19 protein-coding genes are annotated in these 20,289 nt (G+C 54.3%); 3 read left to right on the forward strand and 16 right to left on the reverse strand.

The genetic code is table 11. The annotated features are described in order from the left end of the window. Positions 1–880: 880 nt before the first annotated feature. The 7 genes from ACR0EZ_RS20465 to ACR0EZ_RS20495 form a co-directional block, all read right to left on the reverse strand. Positions 881–2,173 (reverse strand): TRAP transporter large permease, encoded by a 1,293-nt coding sequence (locus tag ACR0EZ_RS20465; RefSeq protein WP_480616536.1) that lies wholly within the window; start codon positions 2,171–2,173, stop codon positions 881–883. Then, complete coding sequence (locus ACR0EZ_RS20470) at positions 2,170–2,784, reverse strand: TRAP transporter small permease (protein ID WP_480616537.1); 615 nt, start codon at positions 2,782–2,784, stop codon at positions 2,170–2,172. Before ACR0EZ_RS20470 ends, ACR0EZ_RS20465 begins: the two co-directional genes overlap by 4 nt. Positions 2,785–2,871: 87 nt before the next feature. Then, positions 2,872–3,873: a TRAP transporter substrate-binding protein DctP gene (gene dctP / locus ACR0EZ_RS20475; RefSeq protein ID WP_480616594.1), complete on the reverse strand. Its 1,002-nt coding sequence runs from the start codon at positions 3,871–3,873 to the stop codon at positions 2,872–2,874. A gap of 217 nt (positions 3,874–4,090) precedes the next feature. Continuing rightward, complete coding sequence (locus ACR0EZ_RS20480; RefSeq protein WP_480616538.1) at positions 4,091–4,570, reverse strand: thioesterase family protein; 480 nt, start codon at positions 4,568–4,570, stop codon at positions 4,091–4,093. Beyond that, positions 4,567–5,598, reverse strand: a complete 1,032-nt coding sequence (locus ACR0EZ_RS20485; protein WP_480616539.1) for a histone deacetylase family protein — start codon at positions 5,596–5,598, stop codon at positions 4,567–4,569. The genes ACR0EZ_RS20480 and ACR0EZ_RS20485 overlap by 4 nt, the downstream gene beginning before the upstream one ends. Before the next feature lie 3 nt (positions 5,599–5,601). Further along, positions 5,602–6,531 carry a 3,5-dioxohexanoate:acetyl-CoA acetone transferase gene (gene kce, locus ACR0EZ_RS20490; protein ID WP_480616540.1) on the reverse strand — a complete coding sequence of 310 codons (930 nt, stop codon included), beginning with the start codon at positions 6,529–6,531 and terminating at the stop codon, positions 5,602–5,604. Between the two features lie 2 nt (positions 6,532–6,533). Beyond that, the gene (locus ACR0EZ_RS20495; protein ID WP_480616541.1) at positions 6,534–7,973 is read right to left on the reverse strand and encodes an aminotransferase family protein; all 1,440 of its coding nucleotides are present in this window, start codon (positions 7,971–7,973) and stop codon (positions 6,534–6,536) included. On the opposite strand from ACR0EZ_RS20495, the gene ACR0EZ_RS20500 reads away from it, so the two are divergent. Next, positions 7,973–8,926 (forward strand): LysR family transcriptional regulator, encoded by a 954-nt coding sequence (locus ACR0EZ_RS20500; protein WP_480616542.1) that lies wholly within the window; start codon positions 7,973–7,975, stop codon positions 8,924–8,926. The genes ACR0EZ_RS20495 and ACR0EZ_RS20500 overlap by 1 nt on opposite strands. A 42-nt stretch (positions 8,927–8,968) precedes the next feature. Beyond that, positions 8,969–9,799, forward strand: coding sequence for a carbon-nitrogen hydrolase family protein (locus tag ACR0EZ_RS20505; protein WP_480616543.1), 831 nt, complete (start codon positions 8,969–8,971; stop codon positions 9,797–9,799). A 4-nt stretch (positions 9,800–9,803) separates the two neighbouring features. On the opposite strand, the gene ACR0EZ_RS20510 is transcribed toward ACR0EZ_RS20505, so the two are convergent. Beyond that, positions 9,804–10,832 carry a trans-3-hydroxy-L-proline dehydratase gene (locus tag ACR0EZ_RS20510; RefSeq protein WP_480616544.1) on the reverse strand — a complete coding sequence of 343 codons (1,029 nt, stop codon included), beginning with the start codon at positions 10,830–10,832 and terminating at the stop codon, positions 9,804–9,806. Between the two features lie 383 nt (positions 10,833–11,215). Here ACR0EZ_RS20510 and ACR0EZ_RS20515 point away from each other — a divergent pair, with 383 nt between their 5' ends. Then, complete coding sequence (locus tag ACR0EZ_RS20515) at positions 11,216–11,578, forward strand: nuclear transport factor 2 family protein (RefSeq protein ID WP_480616545.1); 363 nt, start codon at positions 11,216–11,218, stop codon at positions 11,576–11,578. A 243-nt stretch (positions 11,579–11,821) separates the two neighbouring features. Here ACR0EZ_RS20515 and ACR0EZ_RS20520 read toward each other — a convergent pair whose 3' ends face one another. The 8 genes from ACR0EZ_RS20520 to ACR0EZ_RS20555 form a co-directional block, all read right to left on the reverse strand. After that, complete coding sequence (locus tag ACR0EZ_RS20520) at positions 11,822–12,295, reverse strand: DUF6714 family protein (protein ID WP_480616546.1); 474 nt, start codon at positions 12,293–12,295, stop codon at positions 11,822–11,824. Between the two features lie 363 nt (positions 12,296–12,658). Further along, the gene (locus ACR0EZ_RS20525; RefSeq protein WP_480616547.1) at positions 12,659–13,708 is read right to left on the reverse strand and encodes a glycosyltransferase family 4 protein; all 1,050 of its coding nucleotides are present in this window, start codon (positions 13,706–13,708) and stop codon (positions 12,659–12,661) included. After that, positions 13,705–15,237 (reverse strand): ABC transporter permease, encoded by a 1,533-nt coding sequence (locus ACR0EZ_RS20530; protein WP_480616548.1) that lies wholly within the window; start codon positions 15,235–15,237, stop codon positions 13,705–13,707. Before ACR0EZ_RS20530 ends, ACR0EZ_RS20525 begins: the two co-directional genes overlap by 4 nt. Continuing rightward, positions 15,238–15,984, reverse strand: a complete 747-nt coding sequence (locus tag ACR0EZ_RS20535) for an ABC transporter ATP-binding protein (protein ID WP_480616549.1) — start codon at positions 15,982–15,984, stop codon at positions 15,238–15,240. It abuts the gene before it with no gap. Positions 15,985–15,999: 15 nt separating this feature from the next. Further along, entirely contained in the window at positions 16,000–16,995 is a 996-nt protein-coding gene (locus ACR0EZ_RS20540) for an ABC transporter substrate-binding protein (RefSeq protein WP_480616550.1), read from the reverse strand. After that, on the reverse strand, positions 16,992–17,897 hold the full coding sequence (locus tag ACR0EZ_RS20545) for a lysylphosphatidylglycerol synthase transmembrane domain-containing protein (RefSeq protein ID WP_480616551.1): 906 nt from the start codon (positions 17,895–17,897) through the stop codon (positions 16,992–16,994). The genes ACR0EZ_RS20540 and ACR0EZ_RS20545 overlap by 4 nt, the downstream gene beginning before the upstream one ends. Then, positions 17,894–19,507: a sulfatase-like hydrolase/transferase gene (locus ACR0EZ_RS20550; protein ID WP_480616552.1), complete on the reverse strand. Its 1,614-nt coding sequence runs from the start codon at positions 19,505–19,507 to the stop codon at positions 17,894–17,896. Before ACR0EZ_RS20550 ends, ACR0EZ_RS20545 begins: the two co-directional genes overlap by 4 nt. Beyond that, positions 19,504–20,226, reverse strand: coding sequence for a CDP-alcohol phosphatidyltransferase family protein (locus ACR0EZ_RS20555; protein ID WP_480616553.1), 723 nt, complete (start codon positions 20,224–20,226; stop codon positions 19,504–19,506). The genes ACR0EZ_RS20550 and ACR0EZ_RS20555 overlap by 4 nt, the downstream gene beginning before the upstream one ends. Positions 20,227–20,289 lie beyond the last annotated feature (63 nt).

The raw sequence follows: 20,289 nt of genomic DNA on the forward strand, positions 1-20,289 counted from the left end.
ACCACATGCGCCATCTTGCTGCGAAACACAACGCGCAGTTTGTAGCTGATGCAGATATTGTTGAAGCAATCTTGCATCCCAACTGGCCGACACCAGCGTCATTTGCCATTGAGATCATTGCGGAAACCAGGGCACACTCACATCTGCTCTTTACTTGAACGACCAATGGCAAGCCGCGTATTGTTGCCGTTTCAATTGAATTTTGCGAATGACCGTTTTCTGCCCGAAGTGCCGAAATCCATTCTCCGCATTGGGCTCACAGCAATCATCTGACGGTTTCGGTGGAACATTGAGCCAGCTCAGACGACAACAACTTCCGGAGTGCGTACAAAGCGGACATATTCTTGCGCCGGATCTTGTCATCCGTATGCTAATTTTGACGACAGAAGAAACGGAGTATGCGCCTACATGGAGTTTTTCTCCCGCAGATCTTTCTGGTCATTCTCAATGGTTTTGGTTTCGTTGACGACCGTACTTTGCGATTTTTTGTAAGGCTTTCGCAGCGGGGGCTGAAGTTTGATAAAGCGTAGGCCTGAGTTTCCTTATGATATGCATTCCTTGCAAGTCGCATATGCAAGGATAGATGGTACTCACACCTCGATCCGTTGTCTATGTGCCTTTCGTATCTGCAATACCTGTAAAGGATCAGGACAATGAAAAACGTTTCAAAAGACGCTCTGGGAATCGCAGCAATGGTTGCGGCAACCGGTTCATTTGTTGCTCTGCATTCTTGGATTTATGTCCTGTAGTTCGCCGAAAGAAGGCTACTACTTTTGAATTCAGAGCGGGTTGAGCGGCAACAGAAAGTGGACACGTTCAAGCTAGAAAATGAAAAGGCGCCCGATCTTCAGGCGCCTTTAGTTCTCTGAGGATTGCCAGGCTACCTGCTAAGCAACAAGTCCGGGAGGAAAAGAGCCAGTTCTGGTACGAAAGTGGTCAGCATCAGCGTTGGCAGCCAGGCGAAAGTGATGAAGACCAGTGTCGGCCAAAGCATACTGGACACCGGTGCATCGCAGACCTGAGCACCCAGATACAACAAAGGCGCTGTCGGCGGTGTAATATTGGCCATGCCGAGGTTGACGCCGATGATCGCGGCAAAATGGATCGGATCGACACCGACGCTTTGTGCAATCGGCAGAAGGATCGGCGTTGCCAGCAGCAGACCCGAGATGTCGTCCATCAGCATACCGATCAGGATCATCACCACGTTGATCATCAACAGGATCACGATCGGATTGTCCGAGACCGAATAGACCAGGTCTTTGGCCAATTGAGGCGCACCCTGCGAGATCAGGTTGTCCGACACTATCAGAACCATAAAAATCATTACCATAACCACGCCAATCGTCACGCCTGACGTTTGGATGGTCTGGGCCAGAGTTCTCCAGGTCAGACCCTTATAGAAGTAGATCGCAACCGGGATCGCATAAACAACAGCGATACCAGCGGCCTCAGTCGGGGTCATGATGCCACCATAAATGCCACCAAGTATGATGATAGGCATCATCAGCGCGGGTCCGGCCAAACGGCCCTGACCCAGCAGTGCGGGCATGAACGGATCGGGTTTCGACTTTAGCTGGATGTTGTCGTACTTACGCAGCATGAACTGGTTGGTGATGACCAACAGCGAAATCAGGATGATCGCCGGAATGACCGTCGACAGGAAGCACTTGAGAACGTGCTGTTGTGCGACCCAACCATAAAGGATGTGCGAGGAACTGGGTGGGATCAACAGGCCCAGCGGTGCTGCCGACACAATCAGTGCCGCCGATTGTCCGCGCGGATAGTTGGCCTGTCTAAGGTGTGGCATCATGATGCCACCGATGCAGGTCAATGTCGCGTTCGCGCTGCCCGAGATCGATCCGAAGACGCCGCAGGCAAACACCGACGCGGCGTTCAATCCACCTTTGATATGACCAATGAACATCTCAGCCAAAGCGACAAGAGGTGCTGCGATCTTGCCTTTCTCCATTATACCGCCGGCAATCATGAAGAGCGGGATAGCAAGTAGGACCAGTGATCTGATACCGGTTGAACCCGTTGGCAGGTAACCCGTGATGGATTGATCACCCACTATCGCGATGAAGATCAGAACCGCCCCGAACGCCACATATACGCTGACGCCGAGAAGCAGCATGAAACATACAATAAGAAGACTTCCGCCGATGATCATTTTGCGGCTCCTTTCATCGTCTCAGAGCGCAAGGGAAGACCGAGACCTTTGCGGATGTGAACGTAAAGGTAAGCGGCAGTGAACATGGCCATGAAGCCGAAGGCGCACATGATTGCGATACGCCAGGTGACAAATGGAATGCGCAACACAGGCGTAGAGCGTAGCCGCGGGAACGAAAAATCGTCCACCAGCGAGATATAACAGGCGTAGAAAAGGAACAGGATGACGATCAGTTCGACCAGCAGCACGATTAGCCCGCGCCACCAGATCAGCTTGGGGTCGTGGATAACGATACCAAGAATATCGGCGTTGATGTGCAGGTTACGCGCAGAGGCCAACACAGCGCCAGCAAAAAAGCCGATGATCGAGAATGCCAGAAGCCATTCCTCATAGGCAAACAAGTCGCCGCCGAAGCCGTATCTGATCACCACGACTGCGCCGAAAGTGAATGCCATCAGGAAGCCGCAGAACATCACAATCTGTCGGCATATCAGCGCAATTAGCTTCATCGGATACCCGATGACTGGCGGTAGCTCGTCGGTGATTTTCTGTGGCTTGTCGGCATCTTCATCGCCAACGATCTTAGGTGTCCCGTCTAAGCCTTCCGACATATACATCGCCCCCGTTATTCTAAGTTTTCTTGTCAGGAATCAGAAAAAGGGCCAGCAACCCTGCCGGCCCTATTCATCTTTCGCTTATCAGTTCTTGGCCGCTAGCAGACGGTCAATCACGTCCTGACCAACGTTCTTGGCCATCATCGGCCAGATGTTTTCCTGGATGTGCTTTGCCATAGCGGCTTGCTGTTCGTCATTCAGGCTGAGGATGGTATAGCCTTTTTCAACAAGCTTGTCCCCGAAGGCCGCATCGTTGTCGCGGTTGTACTGGAAGAAGTCATCGGACGCTTTTGTCATCGCTGCCTGAAGTGCGTTGCGCTGTTCATCGTTGAGCTTATCAAGTGTACGCTGCGACGCGTAGAACGTCGTCAATTCTGAAATCGAGTTGTACTCGACGAAGTGAGTACCAACGTCCGACTGTGCAAAGATCGAGTAAGTCGCCGTCTTGGTGCAACAAATCGCCCCATCAACGATACCGGACTGGATTGCTGGGAAAATATCGCCCCAAGCCATTGTGGTAGCCTGATAACCAAGCGCTTCAACCATCGACTTAACCGCAGGCGACGACCATACACGGATGTTCATGCCTTTGTCGTCGAAGTTGGCCCAGTTGGTCGGCTCTTGCGTGGCCACAATGCCTACGAAACCTTCGGGGTTCTGAGCCATCACGCGAACGCCATACTCGTCGGTGATCTCTTGCAGGATCTTGTTATATTCAGAATCCATGTTGCGCATGATGTTGTTCATGTCGTCCCAGCCACCCACGAGGAACGGCATCGACAGGAACTCCAGGCGCGGATCGGTGTCGGCATAGATAAAGGCAGCAGCCAGATCGATGTTGCCGCGGGCAACGTCTTCGAACAGGGCCTCACCGGAACCGAGCTGGTTCGCCGGGAACACTTCAATGGTCAGGCCAACGTTTGCCGCAGCAACATCTGCAGCAACCTGTTCCATCATTTTTGTGCCCTGATGATCGATCGGGAACACACCAGCAAAACGTAGCTTCATGTCGTCCGCAAACGCGGCGGTTGACATCAGGGCGCTCAGCGTAACGACCATCAGGCCCTTGGTAATATTTGAAAGCATCATTAACTTCTCTCCCAGTTTATAGTTAGTTGCCAATTTCTAAGTTCAGTAACCGCGGCAATTCGAGTGGCATCTGCGTACGCTAAGCGAACAAATCCGGCAGCGCAAATTGATTTACGGACTTTCCTAGGCCGGGCATGATCCACATTCCTTTAGGTTGTTTTGGCCGGCCATTTTGGGCCACAACCTTTGGGCGAAAGTATATTGGCAAAGCGTTTCATTGCCTTCTCAATCCAATTGGACGCCCGATCTGGACCGGGCGGGCGATAGGTTCGTGATTTGCCAAAAGCTCAGAAATACGGGTTTGAACCTCTGCCGGATAAGGCGTTGACTTGCGGGTGTTGTGATCAACATTGATCAGGACTTGTTCCATCACACAGACGGTCTTGTCGTCCCTTGGGCGGATCATCTTGCCCGCAACGTGCAAGCGTTTGGCGTCTGCATCAAGCAGCAGGAAACGACAAAAGAACTCTTCGCCTGCTACAAGCTCATCCAGATAGTGGACGTGGTTTTGCAGCGCGAAGGGACCTGCGTTGTAAGTCTTTGCATAGGTGGCGCCGACGCCCAGTTCGTCATCCAGCATGACATCCAAAGCCTCGTCAAAGGCCAATACATAGTAAGCAAGGTTCATGTGACCGTTGTAGTCGATCCAGGCTTCGGGAACGCGGCGGATCGCTGAGGTAATCTCCTGGGTCATGCCGTGCCTTCTTCGAAACCCGATAGAAAGGCATGGAGATTGTCACTAAGTTCATCGCACAGGTATCCACCTTCTTGGACGATCACGGTCGGGAGGTCGAGGGTGGCCAGAATCTTCGCCATTTCGGCGAACCCCGGTGTCGAAACTTTGAGGCCCCCGAAGGGATCGCCTTCGAATGCGTCCAGTCCCAGGGCGATCACGATGGCGCCCGGCGCGAAGTTCTGGACGTGCACCAAACCATCGCGCAAGGCCTTCAGGAAGCCGTCGTCCGCAGTGCCACGAGCGAGGGGGACGTTTAGGTTGTATCCATGCCCAAAACCTTCGCCGACTTCGTGGGCGTACCCCCAGAAGAAAGGATAAAAGCGCGTCGGATCAGCGTGTACCGACAGAGTAAAAACGTCATCGCGCGCATAAAAAATGCCCTGGGTTCCGTTTCCGTGGTGCAGGTCGACGTCTATGATGGCGACCCGATCATAGGTGCTGCGCAATTGTTGTGCCGCAATAGCGCTGTTGTTGAGGTAACAGAACCCACCTGCCAGATCAGCAAAGCAATGATGCCCTGGTGGGCGGCAAAGCGCATAAGCCATGCTGTCGCCGTCAACTACCGCTTTGGTCGCCGAAATTGCACAATTTGCCGACCAGCGGGCGGCTTCCCATGTATGCTCACCGATAGGGCAAGACATATCAGTGACGTGAAACCCTGCCTGCGCGACAACCGACATGGGATAGCTTGCGTCCCGGCGGTCAGGGTGGATGTTCGGGAATATCTCCGGCGTCGCCTCCGGCACTCGTTTCCAGCGCATGTAGGAGGTCGAGAGGAATTTCAGATAGGCCGGAGTGTGGACAGCGGCAATCGGACCTAAGCCGTGATCGACTGGCGCGAGAAGCTCGTGACTGCCAGACGCTATTCCCGCCAGCAGCCGTTCCAAGCGCTCGGGCATTTCGGGGTTTGGCTGCATGATCCCGTTGACGAGAAAGCCGCTGGGATTGTGTTGAGATTGGTGGTCATGTGCGGAAAAAACCTTCATCGTTCAGAACCCAACCTTGTCCGCACCTTTGAGATTCAGCATTTCGCGTGTCTCATCCGGGTTTGCGATTTCATAGCCGAGTTCTTCCAGAACTCTGCGGATTTTTGTGACTTGTTGTGCATTGCTTGTGGCAAGCTCACCACGTCGGATCAACAAACTGTCTTCAAGGCCGACTCGCACGTGGCCGCCCAGGACGACGCTCATTGTGCCCAAGCCCATCTGCTGGCGACCAGCAGCGAGGGTTGAAAATTGATACGTTTCGCCCAAAAGGCGATCGGCGGTTTCTTTCATGAACATTAAGCTGTGGGGGCTGGCGTCGACGCCGCCCAGAACGCCTAGAACGAATTGCAGGAAGATCGGAGGCACAAGGCGTTTTTGCCGCAGGTAGAACGCCACCGTCTGCAGATGACCGATGTCGTAACATTCGCATTCGAACCGCGTACCACAGGCATCACCAATCATACGAAAAACGGCTTCGATGTCACGAAAGGTGTTCTTGAACACGGTGTCACGTGTTTTTTCCAGGAACTGCTCTTCCCAGTCGTGCTTCCAGTCTGAAAAGCGTTCTTTCATCGGGAAAAGCCCGAAGTTAACTGACCCCATGTTAAGCGAGCACATTTCCGGCGACAGTTCGGCCGGGGCCGACAGGCGCTGCTCCACGGTCATTTGAGAACTGCCACCAGTAGTCAGGTTAATGACGGCATCAGTGGCATTCGTGATCCGTGGCAGAAATTGCCGAAACACATTGATGTCAGCGCTTGGGCGTCCCGTTTCTGGATCACGCGCATGCAAGTGTAGAACTGACGCGCCAGCTTCCGCAGCCTCAATTGCTGATGTGGCGATTTCGACCGGCGTTACGGGCAGGTAGGGGCTCATGCTCGGCGTGTGGATCGATCCGGTTATCGCGCACGTAAGAATGATTTTTTTCGCCATAATCAGCTCTCCAACCTGTTCTCCCGCGCGAAAACCATCAGGCTGTCGTCGAGAATGTTGAGGATTTCATCAATCTGCGGCTTCGTCACGATCATCGGCGGACAGACCAGGAAATGGTCGCCGTCTATGCCGCCACGGCTGCGGCGCGAGTAGGTGATTAAGCTGCGCTCATAGCATATCTCGACGAATCGTTCATGCGCGTTGAGGTCCTTGGGCAATGGGTCCATCGTGTCGCGATCGGCGACAAGTTCGAAGGCCGTCAGCAAGCCCTTGCCCCGAACGTCGCCGATGAAGGAGAAGCGCTTCATCAGGTCGTGAAGCCCAGTCTTCAAAATGTCGCCCATAACGCGAGCGTTGATTATCAGGTCCAACCTGTCGATCTCGGAGAGAACGGCAAGACCGGCGCTGCATGCCAATGGGTTGCCCGCATAGGTGTGGCCGTGGGCAAAGCCGCCAGAATTCAGAACGGTATCGACCATGCCCTCATCGGAAATCATCGCGCCCAGCGGGGCGTAGCCTGCGCCGAACCCTTTCGATAGGGCCACGAGGTCTGGCCGAATGTTCCAGTGATCGGATGCCAGAAACGCGCCCGTTCGACCGACACCCGACATAACCTCGTCCATGATAAGCAAGACCCCGAATTCATCGCAGATTTCGCGAACCCGACCATAGTAGCTGTTGGGCGCAACCAAGGCACCGGTCGATGCGCCTCCGACAGGCTCCATTACAAAGGCCAGAACAGTGTCGGGCCCTTGTGTTATAATCTCGTCCCGCAGCATCTCGGCATATTTGAGCCCTTGGTCATGATCCGTCAGGTTGTCCCGATCCAAGTAGCACCGGGGGGCGGGGATTTTGGGCATATCTTTGTAGAGAGGTGCGAATGCGTCGGTCAGTGGGCCATAGCCCGTGATCGCCAACGCGCCCAAGGTTGAACCGTGATATGAGGGAAACCGCGAGATGACTTTCCAGCGGTCTTCCTGCCCCGAGGAAACAGCCCATTGACGGGCGAATTTCACACAAGACTCGACGGCCTCCGACCCACCAGACACAAAGAACACCTTGTTAAGCCCGTCAGGAGTGCGGTCGGCAATTTCCGTTGCTAGTTCCTCTGCCGGAGCATTCTCAAAATGCAGACGATAGGCGAAAGTAGCGCTGTCCATCTGCGCTTTCATGGCCGCCAGGACGTTCGGATTCGAATGACCGATGTTACTGACCATCGCGCCGGAGGACCCATCGATATACCGCTGGCCGTTCTTACCCCAAACATAGATGCCTTCTGCGCGCTCCACCTCGGGGCGGCGTGTACGACTCTGATAAAACAGGTTCGATTTCTTCAAGGTCTTCTCTCGTGGATAACGTGATGGCTCTCTCTGCCCTACCTTGTGTTTGAAACCATTATAGAGCAAATAGATAGTTTCTATCTTGGCTATTGGTGAAATCAATGAGTGAAGTCACTGAACAAGAGAAGCTGATCCGCGAGTTGGATTGGAACCTACTGCGCACATTTGTCTTCGTCGTGCAGGAAGGCAGCATCACACTGGCGGCAACGCGGCTAATGCGGCGACAACCTTCGGTCAGTCAGGCATTAAAGCGGCTAGAGACGCAGTTGGGAACTGAATTGATCGACCGCAGCCCATCTCATTTCCGCGTCACTCCCGCTGGGCGGGCCTTGTACCAGGATTGTGTGGATATGTTCGGCAACATGGCACGTGCAATTCAAAGCGCTCAGGGCACAGAGGATATAGTCACTGGCACCGTCAAGCTCGCGCTGCTCAGCAAGATTGAGAACGCGTTCTTTGACCAGATTCTGACTGATTTTCATCACCAGTTCCCGGAAGTCAGCTTTGATATAGAAGTGATGTCCAGCAAAGCAGTTCGGCAGGCAGTGCTGGAAAAATCTGCCACGCTTGGCGTCTGTCTGGTGCACGAAGCCCATCCGAACCTGCATCACGAGGTGCTGTATCGGTCTTACTTTGGTTTCTATTGCGGCCCGAGCCATCCATTGTTTGGGCTAAGCAACCTAACGCTGCAAGACTTGCGCGACCACACCTCAGTGTCGTTCCGAACGGATCAGCTTTGGGATGCATTGCGCCCAGTTGCCCTGCTGCGGGCCCGGCATAAGCTGGACAAAAATGTGATTGGATACACGACCGACCTAGGCGAGGCGCAAAGAATGATCGGCGCGGGTCTCGGCTTTGGACCGCTTCCGGTCCATGTGGCGCAGCGGTTTGTGGAGCGCGGTCAGCTGTGGCGTCTGCCGCCCTACGAAAACACGTTAGCAATCGATATCAACCTGGTCCAACACAAGAACACTCGGCTGAACCGGGCAGAGCAGGCAATTCTCGAAATATTCAAAGACCGGATGGAAAGCGTTCCACTTGCAGAGCGCGGTTAAATCTCGGATGTCAGATCAGATCTCCGCACAAAGGGTAACCAAATGACCGCAACCAAAAGCCTTTCTCTGCTGGCTTGCCAGATTGAAATACCTGCGACCCTTAGTGTCAAGGAACGCGACAAGCATCTCTCGGCGTCCGCTGCAAAAGTCCGAACGCAACTCAGTCAGCGAAACGTCGACTTGGTAGTTCTGCCAGAGCTTTCCAGCATAGATTACTCACGCGAGGCTTTCGACCGGCTTGATGAGATCGCAGAAACGTTGGACGGGAAATCGTTTGAGACTTGGCGGGCCGTTGCCATCGAGTTCGACGTCCATGTGTCATATAGCTTTCCCCGCAAAGGCGCAGGAGGCAACTATATCTCGATTGCTGTCGTCGCCCCTGATGGAACGCTGGTTGGTCACTATGACAAACTTCATCTTTGCCAATACGGAGCGTCGATGGAGAAGGAGTTTTTCTCGGCGGGTGATCACATATTCACGTTTAATATTAAAAATTTAACAGTTTCTCCGATTATCTGTTACGACATTCGCATCCCTGAACTATCCCGCACTTTGACGCTGAAGCGCGACGTCGATCTCATCTTACACTGTGGGGCGTATTATCGTGACGAAAGCTTTGAGACCTGGCACAATTTTGCGGCGGCGCGGGCCATGGAAAACCAGATCTTCTTTTTGTCTCTGAACCGGGCCGGGCTGACCTGGGGAAACTCGATTTTCTGTCTTCCTTGGATGGATGAGAACACGCAACCGATCAAATTCGCGGAAACCGCTGAGGAGTTTCGCGTCATCACGATGGCCAAGGAAGAACTGCTGCGTGCGCGGGACGACTACACTTTCCTGAAGGATCGATTGCCGGACTACGACGCGCTCTGAACCGTCAATACTTGGGCCAGGTATCGCTTAGTCGATACCCTTCAGGCCAAGGATCGGTTGGATCAAGCATGTGCTGATGGACCCCCGTGATCCACCCGCGTCCAGAGAATTCTGGGACAATTGCCCGGGTATCGCCAACCATAGTTTCCGAGACGATCTTGCCTGTGAATGAGGACCCGATCAGTGAGTGTGCTTCAAAGGTATCGCCAACACCCATCTGTCCGCGATTTTGGAACAACGCCATCCGCGCGCAGACAGATGTGCCCGTTGGGGATCGGTCAATTTTGCCGGGCTGAATGGCGACGGCAGACGACGCCCTCAAACCGCCCTCACCCTCAGTAAGTGGGCCGGCAAAGAGACAAAATGAGACATGGGTCCATTCCGGGTTCTCAGGGTGAGTGAACCGATGCTTTGCGTTGAAGGCGTTGGTGATTTTCACGCCCAGTTCCGCTAGCTTGCGCGCTTCATCCGGTTCGAACTCGATACCGAGCTTGCCCGCGTCGACAATGACAAAGCTGTCGCCACCGTAGGCGGTATCCACAAGAACTTCGCCCTGACCGGGCACGTCCAGCTTAATCCCTTGCTCAGCCGCGAACGCCGGCACATTCTGGACATGAATGCGCTCGGCTTTTCCGCCGGCACATTCGGCGCGAACCCGAACAAGCCCACCGGGGGCTTCGAGAACAATGTGCGTCTCGGGCTCCTGCATCGGGATGATCCCCATGTCCAGAAGTACGGTCGATACGCAGACCGAGTTTGAACCTGACATCGGAGGCGTGTCTTCAGGTTCCATGATGATCCAGGCGGCCTGCGCTTCGGGGTTCTTGGGCGGAACAAGCAGGTTCACATGGCGAAACACCCCACCTCGCGGTTCGTTCAGAACGAAGTTGCGAAGGTTTCTGTCGCGCGCAATCCAAGTCCGCTGCTCCCACAGCGTGTCACCGGGTGGGGGTGCGACCCCACCAACGATAACGTCGCCAACTTCGCCTTCGGCGTGGCAAGAAACAATGTGGATGGTTTTTGTGCTACGCATCCCGGCATTATCCGCGATTCTGCCCAAACGCGAAACTCAAACCATTTCGCCCCAGCCTAACACGTATTTGGACCCCTCGAGATCACCGTGAAAACGTCATGACACCTCGGGGCTTCCCGAGAATTGGACAGTAAGCGAACTTTCGCGGTTCAGCGGCAGAGTGCCGCCAAACCAGAATTTAGACTGTGTTTTCCAACCGGGCATATGTGGGACATGGCAGCTTTGTTCTCAATGTAGACACTAGACGTGTTGCAAGAAACTACCGCGATGCGGACCGGGGCCGATGTTGGTAACGGCGGCAGGATGCGATACCGTAGCTTGATGGCAATCAAGCGCTGTGACCGCACCACAGCGTCGCTGCTAAACGCCGATGAGACGCGAAAATGGGCAATGATGAAGAGAACATCCGGGCCGTAATCGACATGTATGTGACCGGCTTCAATCGAGGTGAAAAGGCACTTCTAATGGAGGCATTCCATCCGAGATTTGTGTCGTCAGGGCTAATCGATGGCGAACTTCAGTGGGATAGCGCAGAGGGGTTCGCGGATTTCTGTGCAGATGTTGCTCCCGATCCCGAGGGTCCAGTTCCGGACTGGGAAATAAGATCATTGAATGTGTCCGGCGCAACCGCGGTCGCGGTTGTCCACGACCAATGGGGACAACGAAGGTTCTGCGACACGCTTACTTTGCTGAAGGACCAAGGGCGCTGGCAGATTGTCATCAAGGCATTTCAATGGCTCGCATAAAGAACAAATGCGGCTGGTTGGAGCGACGGATAATCGAAAACCGAATTCTTTTCCGGCCTCCAAGCAAACCATTTGCTACCATCGAGATTGCAAAACGCCAAGTGACAACGCACTAAATCCACCAATCAGTCGCTGCCATTGCTCATTCTCAGTCTCCAAAAAACAGCAAACCGATTTTGACAAAAAATGCTGCGAAGAGCCCAATCAAACAGGTAAAAATCATCGACCCTGTGCCCACGCGCTCTATTCAATCCAGTGGTTAACCAAAGCGGCTTCCGCATATTCACCAAGCTCAGGATGATCGCTGAAATGGTACAGAAACTTTGACACGGCCTCGTTCTGTGCCCGCGTCAATTGGTTGAACTTGGACTTCCGGAACTCGTGCAGCATTTCTTTCGATGTGCCGGGATCGAGTGCCAGAAGAATGCTCTCACTTGCATATTCCGGGCTGTCTGAATTTCGCAGAGTCCATAGCAGATACGCGGGCAAGTAATACTGAAATGCCTTTGCGCTGAAAGCAGTGGGTGCCGCGTATCCATATACGATCATTGGATCGGTCATCTCAAGCCATTTGACCCCGCCGTAGAATTCAAGAATATCCACGTCATCCATACATTCGGGGTGAAGAAGTTCATCATCAGTAGGTGGATCTAGGCCGTCAAATGCAGCAATGATCTGAGTTGCAAGAGCTTCCGATTTTGTCGTCACCTTTGGCATGGTGACATATTAACCGAGTTGAAACTCCAAATTCGACCGTGAGTCGACGCTTTACCGAAGGCTCCCTTTAGGGAAGGTTAGGGAAGAAAAATAAAAATTTCCACGTGGTTCAATTGCGTTCAAACTGAAGAGAGTCGCCGCACCCCAATACTCTTTATCAGGCACCTGATATTCAGCCGTTTCATAACTGTCATAGCTGCATACTCTCACAACAATAATTACGAAGAGTGCCATGAGGATTGCTCTGGCAGTTGGGGTTTGGAGCAAGTATTTCATTATTCTATTTAAATTTTGCATGATTGACCTGCCAAAAAAGCCAATCCTCGAAATACCTATTCGCGGCGCTCTTGCTAAAAAGTTCTTTCAATTGGTCTTCTCGACGAGTGATTTGATCACAGAGGCGAATTTCCCACCCGTTTCGCGCCACGACGGTAGAGACATTGATTTTTGCTCTGACAACCTTCCCAAACGGGCTTGCGTGCCTTGGTCTTCGAGAAGCAAACGCAGATTAGCCCCGAACGCCAGAGCGTCATCAGGTGGCGACAGAATCCCTGCTTCGCCCACTGTTTCCGGCACAGCGCCTACATCGCAGGACACGATTGGAAGCCCGAACATCATCGCTTCGCTGAGAACCATACCATAACCTTCGTATCGGGTTGCCAGCGCAAAAAGGGTCGCCGAGTTGAACAAACCGTTCAACGGGGCTTGGTCCAACTCTCCGGTGAATGTCACGCGCTCGGTTAGACCGAGGGCCTTTGACTGAGAGTAAAGTTCAATCGCTGTGGTTTGGTCATGTTCCTTACCAACGATAACGGCCTGCCATTCCAAGTCCTTGATTGTCGCAAGCGCGCTTAGAAGAGTGTCATGCCCTTTTCGCCGGGCCAACAGGCCAACCGACAAAATCAAAGGAGGGCGCTTTGGCTGTTTGCGGACAACCGGACGGTCAAAACCCGGCGAGGCAATGGTTATCAAATCCGGGTTTGCGTCGAATCGGGTGACCAGCACGCGCACAGTTTCTGGACTGGGAACGACAACATGGGCGGCGTATCGGAGCGCTGCCGCTTCGTTTTTGAGTAGGAATTCTGCCCGTTCTGTCTGCAAACCGGTTTCCAGGCCAAGTGGGTGGTGGATCATCGCTATGATTGGGGCACTCACCCCCTCCAAACCCTCTGGATCGATAGCACCGAATACCAACCCATCAAGAATAATCGGGCGTGTTTCCGGTACAGCACGCAGGGCTCTCAGCGCCGCTGCCATATCGTCCCGCGTTGGGTTGGGGAAGCGGCCCGGCAGTTGCAGATGTTCGGTCTTGCAACCAATTTCGTTTAGAACCCGCAAAACGGTGGCTTCGTAGATGAATCCGCCGGTGCGCTGGTCTTTGTCACCTGGAATTGCAAAAATGGCCTTTGTCATATCACTTGCTCGCTCGCATAAATGCTCAAAACCTGTTTTTCACACCATGCAACCCCTGAGTATGCGGCAACGGCTGCAAGACACAAAAGTACAACGCAGGACCACAGCATGTTGTAATCGGACGTACTCGCGGTCAGCGCCATCAAAACACCTATGCCACGCCCGGTCGCCAACCATTCTGCAGTTGTGACAGCCAATAGGGAGGCAGGCACTGCCATGCGGGCAGACGCGAACAAAGCGGGCAACATGGCGGGGATCCGGGCGGATCGCAGCAGCTTTGACCGACTGGCACCGTAGCTTTCGAAAAGATCCACGATTTGCGTTGGGGTCTGTCGTAGACCCTGCAGGCAGGCAACGAGAGTGGGGAAGAAAACCATGACAGCAACAATTGCAACGGTCCCAGCAAAGCCGCGCCCAAATGCTAGAACCAGCAATGGCGCGGTTGTTATGATCGGCACGGCGCGCAACGTGATGGCCGTTGGCATAATCGCCCGCGCCACGGGCGGCCAAAGCGTTAACACCATGGATAGTCCAGCTCCAAGTGACAAGCCGGCTAGATAGCCGGGGATCGCATAAGCTAGGGTTTCGCCAAGCGCAGTCAGCAAGGTGTCTAGGTTTGTGGTGTCGGAAACGAAGTTCCAAATGTCTGCTGGCCGCTTTGCAAAGAACGAATTCAGGTTGAACAAATCCATCAATCCCTGCCACAGAACCAAAACTAGAACAGCGAGAAAAACAACACCAAGTACTTGACCAGAAAGCGCGCGCTTTCGACCAAGACTGGGCGTCGATAACAGGATTGTTGGTGCATGTGGTGTCAGTTTACTTTTGATTAATCCAACGAATCCGTACCCGAGCATAGCGAGAGACGCAGAAATAACCGCCAACGCCCAGGTCGCATCCGTTTGAAGACCGCGTATGGCCCTCAAGGTTAAGACACCCAATCCTCGCTCTGCGCCTGTGAATTCTCCAATCATCGCACCCAGAAAGGCTGCTGGGGCAGCGATTTGCAATCCCACAAACAGATAAGGCAAGCTGGCTCTGAATCGCACTACGAATAGCGTCGACAAGCGGCCCCTGCCGTACACGGTCATCAAATCTGTCCAGCTTTGAGAGATCGCTCGAAGGCCCACGGCCACGGCGAGGAATGTGGTGTAGTAAACAGCCAAAGCCGCCAACGCGATTTGCGGCCCTGCTCCGGGCCCAAACAGGACCCTTAAAATCGGGCCGCTCGCAATCAGAGGGATGCAGAACAATACCAGGGCGAGCGCAGAGACGATCCTCTCCGACTTTGGCACCAAGATCACGAAACAGGCCAAGACCACCGCCGCAAGGTTCCCCCAAATGAACCCGAGCGCAGCGTTCATTGTCGTTTCGGTCGCAGCCCTGAACAGCAGGCCAGAATGATCAGTAATATACGCGACGATATCAAATGGTCCGCTGATCAGCACGCTGTTTGGCTGAACGCGCGCCAAGCCTTCCCAAACAAGAAGCGTAAGCAAAACACCCAGCGTTGTGCGTCCCGGTGCCACCTACTCAGCCTCTTCCAGCGCAGCCAGAACTTGTGTAGTAAAAGCCCGCACCTCTGGTGAAGTTGCAGCGGAAACGGTGCTGTCTCGGTGAAAATCGACTTGGATATCGGCCAAAATGCGCGCAGGCCGAGGTGACAGCACAATCACGCGATCCGATAGCAAAACCGCCTCTTCAACCGAATGCGTAACAAGAAGTGTTGTCGTTTGGCGCTGACGCCACAACGGGGGTAGGTCCCGGTTCAAACGGCGGCGCGTGATGGCATCCACGGCCCCGAAAGGTTCATCCAACAGCAGGACTTCTGGCTCTGAAATCAGGCTGCGCGCTATTGCAGCGCGTTGGCGCATACCACCTGATAGTTCCGCAGGCCGATAGCCGGCAAACCCGCCCAGCCCGACAAGATCGATCAGGTCATCCACGCGATCCACCGGTTTGCGGGCAAGTTCCGCACCCAATGCGATATTGGATCGCACAGTTCGCCATGGAAGCAGCGATGCGTCTTGAAACGCCATGGCAAGCCCCCCGCGACGGGCGACCTGCTTTGGTGTTTCCAGGCCAATTGCAATGCGCCCAGTATCGGGTGTTTCCAATCCAGCAATCATTCTTAGAATGGTGGATTTCCCGCAGCCGGACGGGCCAACCAACGCCGTCGTCTGTCCGGACAAAAAGTCAATCGAAAGCTCAGACACCGCCTCTGTGCGGTCAAAACTCTTTCGGATGTCGGAGCAGGAAATTCTGGCCGTGCTCACGCGTCAACCCTCGGGTCAGCCATACACCTCTTCCAGCAGCGACCTGTCCCAGAGGTCAGGAGTGACAGTTCGACCTAACAGCGCGAGTGTTTCCACATTGGCCGCCACGGTTTCCTCGGTGAACCACCCGAACCCGAACTCGGCCGTCAGGTCCGAGAACATCAGAGGCACTTGCCGCGCAGCTTGCAGTTTTTGCGCGGCGAGATCCAGACCTGCATCTGGGAACATCTCCACCGTCAACTCTGCTGCAGCGTCGGTGTCCTTGTGATAGTCATTCCACCCCATGACTTCGCCTTTCAGCAATGACACCAGCTCTGCTCGCCTTTGAGCAAGGGAGTCTTCGGTGGCAATATAGGTTTGTGAATGCACGGCATAACCGTAATCGGCCATAAGCATGGTGGTGTTGTCGACACCCTGTACGGTCATCGCAACGGGCAAATCCGTTTCCCAGGACAGCAGGCAATCCACCTGGCCACTGACAAGCGGGGCCGGGTCATATTGGGTCGGGACAATTTCGATTTGATCAATGTCTATCCCGTTCAAGGTGCATAGGGCTTGCAAGACGGGCGTATTCGCAACTGCCATGCCAATCTTCTTGCCAATCAGGTCAGCAGGCTCGTTCACCGGGTTGGTCGCAAGAGATGCAATCGCGAATGGGTTCTTTTGCATTGCAACGGCGATGATTCTGAACGGCGCACCTTGCGTCACAGCGGCGGCGGTGTAATCGGCGGCGGATATTCCAACCAATGCGGTTCCCGAAACCACGGGTGGTTCTACAGGCGCGTTAGGACCGCCTTGCAAAAGCGAAATATCCAAACCCTGTTCGGACCAATAGCCTTTGTTTTTCGCAATGTAGCTTCCACCGAACTGCACGGAGTGAAGCCAGGACAACTGGAAGTTCACAGGTTGCAGATTGGCTGCTAACGCAGGCAACCCGGATGCAGAAGCGGCAAAACCGGCTGCTCCGGTTTGAAGAAAGAAACGGCGCGTAAGATGGGCTGGTTGTGTCATGATGAATTTCTTTTCTCTGTTGATAGATGTGGTTCAATCGGTCTGGGCCATAGCAGAATTGCAGCTGCCGGTAGCGAGGCGATCAGGATGGCGGCACCGTAAGTGACACCCGAAGCAACACCCGCGCTGGATGACGCCCCGATCGTTGGAAACAGAGCAGCAGCGGCCCCTTCTCTCCAACCCCAACCTCCAATCGACATGGGGATCAGCATTGCGGTCAAACCTAGTGGAATGACGATCAACACACCCCCTGGCGGTATGACAACCCCTACGGCCCTTGCTGATGCATAAAATCCCAGTATCAGACATGCAGTGCTGACTAGGCCCAGCAGAATAAAAACCGTTTGGCGTTGTAGCCTGACCAAAAAGACAACGAGCTTCCCCATGGATGGAAGTACAAAAGATGCAATGCTCACCACGATTAGGGCGGATAGCAACACAGCAAGAACTGTCATGCTCAGCACAGGGTGATCAAAGCCGCCGGGCCACATCAGCGATGCACTCACGCCCAGAAAAAGAGCGACCATGATCGCGACTTGCCCCAACAGGCGTTCAGCCAAAACCGATTGAGCTGAGCGTTTGAGGTCGGCTTTCTTCCGCGCCCGAACAGCACGGGTCACATCCCCCGGAATGCCGCCGGGTAGAACCATATTCACCAGTTGCGCGATATAATATTCGCGAAAGGCAAAGGAGTAATCAAAACGGACTTCCAGCGCGCGTGCTGTAAGTTGCCATCGATACGCCATCGAGAAGGTAGCGCCGGTTGTCGCAAGGATCGAAAGCCCGACCCATTCCAGGCTGAGCATCCGCAGATGGGCAGCGACACGCGCCGCATCCATCCACCAAAACAGCGCGATAATCACGGTGATCGATACGCCTAACCTGACCCAATACCGGTTCATTGCGACACCATGGCCGTCGAAGCCTCGTCAGAGAACGCCGCGACGAAGTCATTACGAAAACTGTCCATTCGGCGAACGGGTGCGTCGGGTGTGGGGATAAGCCCATCTGTCCAGCGCCAATGGTCGATCTTCTCCAAGACTTGCAGAGGTCCGATCATATGAACGGGTACGTCCCTATTGTTGCTGCCTGATACAAATCCGGCGGCCTGATGGTCCCCTGCAACTATGACCAGTGGTGCATCGTCGGCAAGTTGGACAATATGGGAAAAGACCACCCGCAAAACATAGTCCAACGATCTGCGATACGCGTCACGCACTGCATTGCGGTCTTTCCACAACACTTCGGGTGCCGGTCCGCGCGCGGCCATCTCGTTAAAGACGGTGCCGTCTCCCACATCCTGCCACGGGATCACGTCAGCGATCGGCGTCCAAGGGGCGTGTGACGAGATCAGCGCGATCTGGACAAAGTCAGACCTCGGGTCCGGCAGTAAAAGCTCAGGATACGCAGCCAAGGTGAATTGGTCGGGCATCGTGACCCAGCGAAAACTCTCACCCGCATAGGGGATTTGAGCAGCGTCCAAAACAAGGTCAAATCCCATCGCCTGGCTTTCGGGCCAGTGCTTGGTGATTGCAGGCATGACAGCGGCTGTCCGATACCCGGCCTCCTGAGCGATGTGGAACAGCCACTTTCGTCCACTGTCGATCATTGCCTGATAGCGCCCGTTATCTGCGGTCCACAAGCCAGAACCCAAGGCCCCATGCGCCAACCAGCTTTGTCCACCCGTCGTTGGCGAGGTCAGCCAACCGCTCTTAATGGTAAGTCCCGAACCGGCGATCGCCTCCTCGGCTGCCTGCAGCGTCGCAACATGCGTTGGCGCATAAAGCGGGTTGTCGAAACTCGCGCGCCCGTAGCTTTCAATCCAGATCAGGATCACGTCTCGCCCATCAAGCTCGTTCAACAGTCCGGACTGATTGGCATAGGCATCCGATTCCGCGGCCTTGCGAAACTCGGCCAAGTCCTTGGTTGTTCTCTGTATTTGCTCAACGCGATTTACTGCTAAGCGAGAGGTCCAGGTGGTTCCCGGCGGGCTGTTTCCAAACGTCCAGTACTTGAGGTGATGGCCCGCGTCCGCGACGGCCCATCCTGCACAGCCGATGCCGATCAAAGCTGCCCCGACACCTGTCTTCGCATTTCGTCCGAGTGTCGCCCAAGCAGCAAGGCCCCGGAACAGTAAAATATAAAACAATGTCAGGAGTAAAACGGCAAAGGACACAGCAAGGACAAATGCGACCAACCCAAGGCTACCGCGGGCGAACGAGAACCCAGCGGCGATCAAGGACATGTCGACGACCGGATTGAATGGTCGGTCATAAGCACTGAACATCGCGTAATCGGCGAGCTTCCAGACTATGACAACTAACAACGCCAGCGCGACCGCGTGTATGACGATTAGACGATGGCCCAACGCTATGATCAAAAGCAGGATAACGGGCAACTCCAGCGGCCAGCGCATCAACGCCCCCCAGCCAAAAGCGTTCGGATGGTTCGGCAGAGCGAGGACGGCAAACACAGCCAGAGCCCCCAAGGCGAAGAAAAATATTTGCTTCATTCAGCGCGTCCAAGAAGCCATTTGATGTCCACGAAGAACGACCACCCGAGAAGTATCGCGGCCGTAAACGATATCGGCAAAATTGCGATTGCTGGCGTCAACGGAAAGAGGAGCGTGACCAACGCACCAATTTGAACCACGCAAATAGCCTTTCGACGGAACGCCTCGGGTAAGTCAGCCCGCAATGCAGGCAGGACCAAACCTGCAGCGCAAAACGTATAGCGCATGAAGCCCAGAACCAGAATTTCCGGACCGGTTGTCCCTGACACCAACAGCCACACAGAGAGGATGGCGCCTAGCAAGGCGTCCGTTTCCATATCGAACCTCGCCCCAAAGCGGGAGGTCAGTCCCGACCGCCGTGCCAACCAGCCGTCTACGCCATCCAAAGCGAATGCGACTGTTGCCACCATAAACACCAGCCAAGGATTCGCGTTCTGCGCCATCAGGGTCCCAGCTAAAAATGCAGCCATTGCAAGGCGGGTCAGTGTTACATGATTACACAGACCCAACACTTCATACGGGTAGGTTTGTCGCAGGCAGAATACCAGCAACCCAACGGACACCCCAAAAACGACCAAAGGGGCCAGTGCCGAACCAAACGCCAAGAATGAAAAAACTGCCAGTGCAAGAGCAATTACTGCGCTAGCCAAGCACATGTTGGCAACTGGAGGTTCTACCTCAACAGGCCGTGCCGCGTTGTAAAAGTCGCCTCCAGACATGCATGTCACCCATTTGATCTATAGAGCAAATTAGCACGCCAACGGCTTTCTGGTAGGCTTACG

This window comes from Ruegeria sp. AK4, assembly GCF_056541025.1.

Coding starts and splice junctions, on each gene's coding strand:
- ACR0EZ_RS20520 (WP_480616546.1), bottom strand. CDS start 12,295: ATGCCAAAGGTGACGACAAAATCGGAAGCTCTTGCAACTCAGATCATT.
- ACR0EZ_RS20480 (WP_480616538.1), bottom strand. CDS start 4,570: ATGACCCAGGAGATTACCTCAGCGATCCGCCGCGTTCCCGAAGCCTGG.
- ACR0EZ_RS20510 (WP_480616544.1), bottom strand. CDS start 10,832: ATGCGTAGCACAAAAACCATCCACATTGTTTCTTGCCACGCCGAAGGC.
- dctP (WP_480616594.1), bottom strand. CDS start 3,873: ATGCTTTCAAATATTACCAAGGGCCTGATGGTCGTTACGCTGAGCGCC.
- ACR0EZ_RS20515 (WP_480616545.1), top strand. CDS start 11,216: ATGGGCAATGATGAAGAGAACATCCGGGCCGTAATCGACATGTATGTG.
- ACR0EZ_RS20555 (WP_480616553.1), bottom strand. CDS start 20,226: ATGTCTGGAGGCGACTTTTACAACGCGGCACGGCCTGTTGAGGTAGAA.
- ACR0EZ_RS20500 (WP_480616542.1), top strand. CDS start 7,973: ATGAGTGAAGTCACTGAACAAGAGAAGCTGATCCGCGAGTTGGATTGG.
- kce (WP_480616540.1), bottom strand. CDS start 6,531: ATGGCGAAAAAAATCATTCTTACGTGCGCGATAACCGGATCGATCCAC.
- ACR0EZ_RS20485 (WP_480616539.1), bottom strand. CDS start 5,598: ATGAAGGTTTTTTCCGCACATGACCACCAATCTCAACACAATCCCAGC.
- ACR0EZ_RS20470 (WP_480616537.1), bottom strand. CDS start 2,784: ATGTCGGAAGGCTTAGACGGGACACCTAAGATCGTTGGCGATGAAGAT.
- ACR0EZ_RS20465 (WP_480616536.1), bottom strand. CDS start 2,173: ATGATCATCGGCGGAAGTCTTCTTATTGTATGTTTCATGCTGCTTCTC.
- ACR0EZ_RS20550 (WP_480616552.1), bottom strand. CDS start 19,507: ATGAAGCAAATATTTTTCTTCGCCTTGGGGGCTCTGGCTGTGTTTGCC.
- ACR0EZ_RS20540 (WP_480616550.1), bottom strand. CDS start 16,995: ATGACACAACCAGCCCATCTTACGCGCCGTTTCTTTCTTCAAACCGGA.
- ACR0EZ_RS20545 (WP_480616551.1), bottom strand. CDS start 17,897: ATGAACCGGTATTGGGTCAGGTTAGGCGTATCGATCACCGTGATTATC.
- ACR0EZ_RS20505 (WP_480616543.1), top strand. CDS start 8,969: ATGACCGCAACCAAAAGCCTTTCTCTGCTGGCTTGCCAGATTGAAATA.
- ACR0EZ_RS20525 (WP_480616547.1), bottom strand. CDS start 13,708: ATGACAAAGGCCATTTTTGCAATTCCAGGTGACAAAGACCAGCGCACC.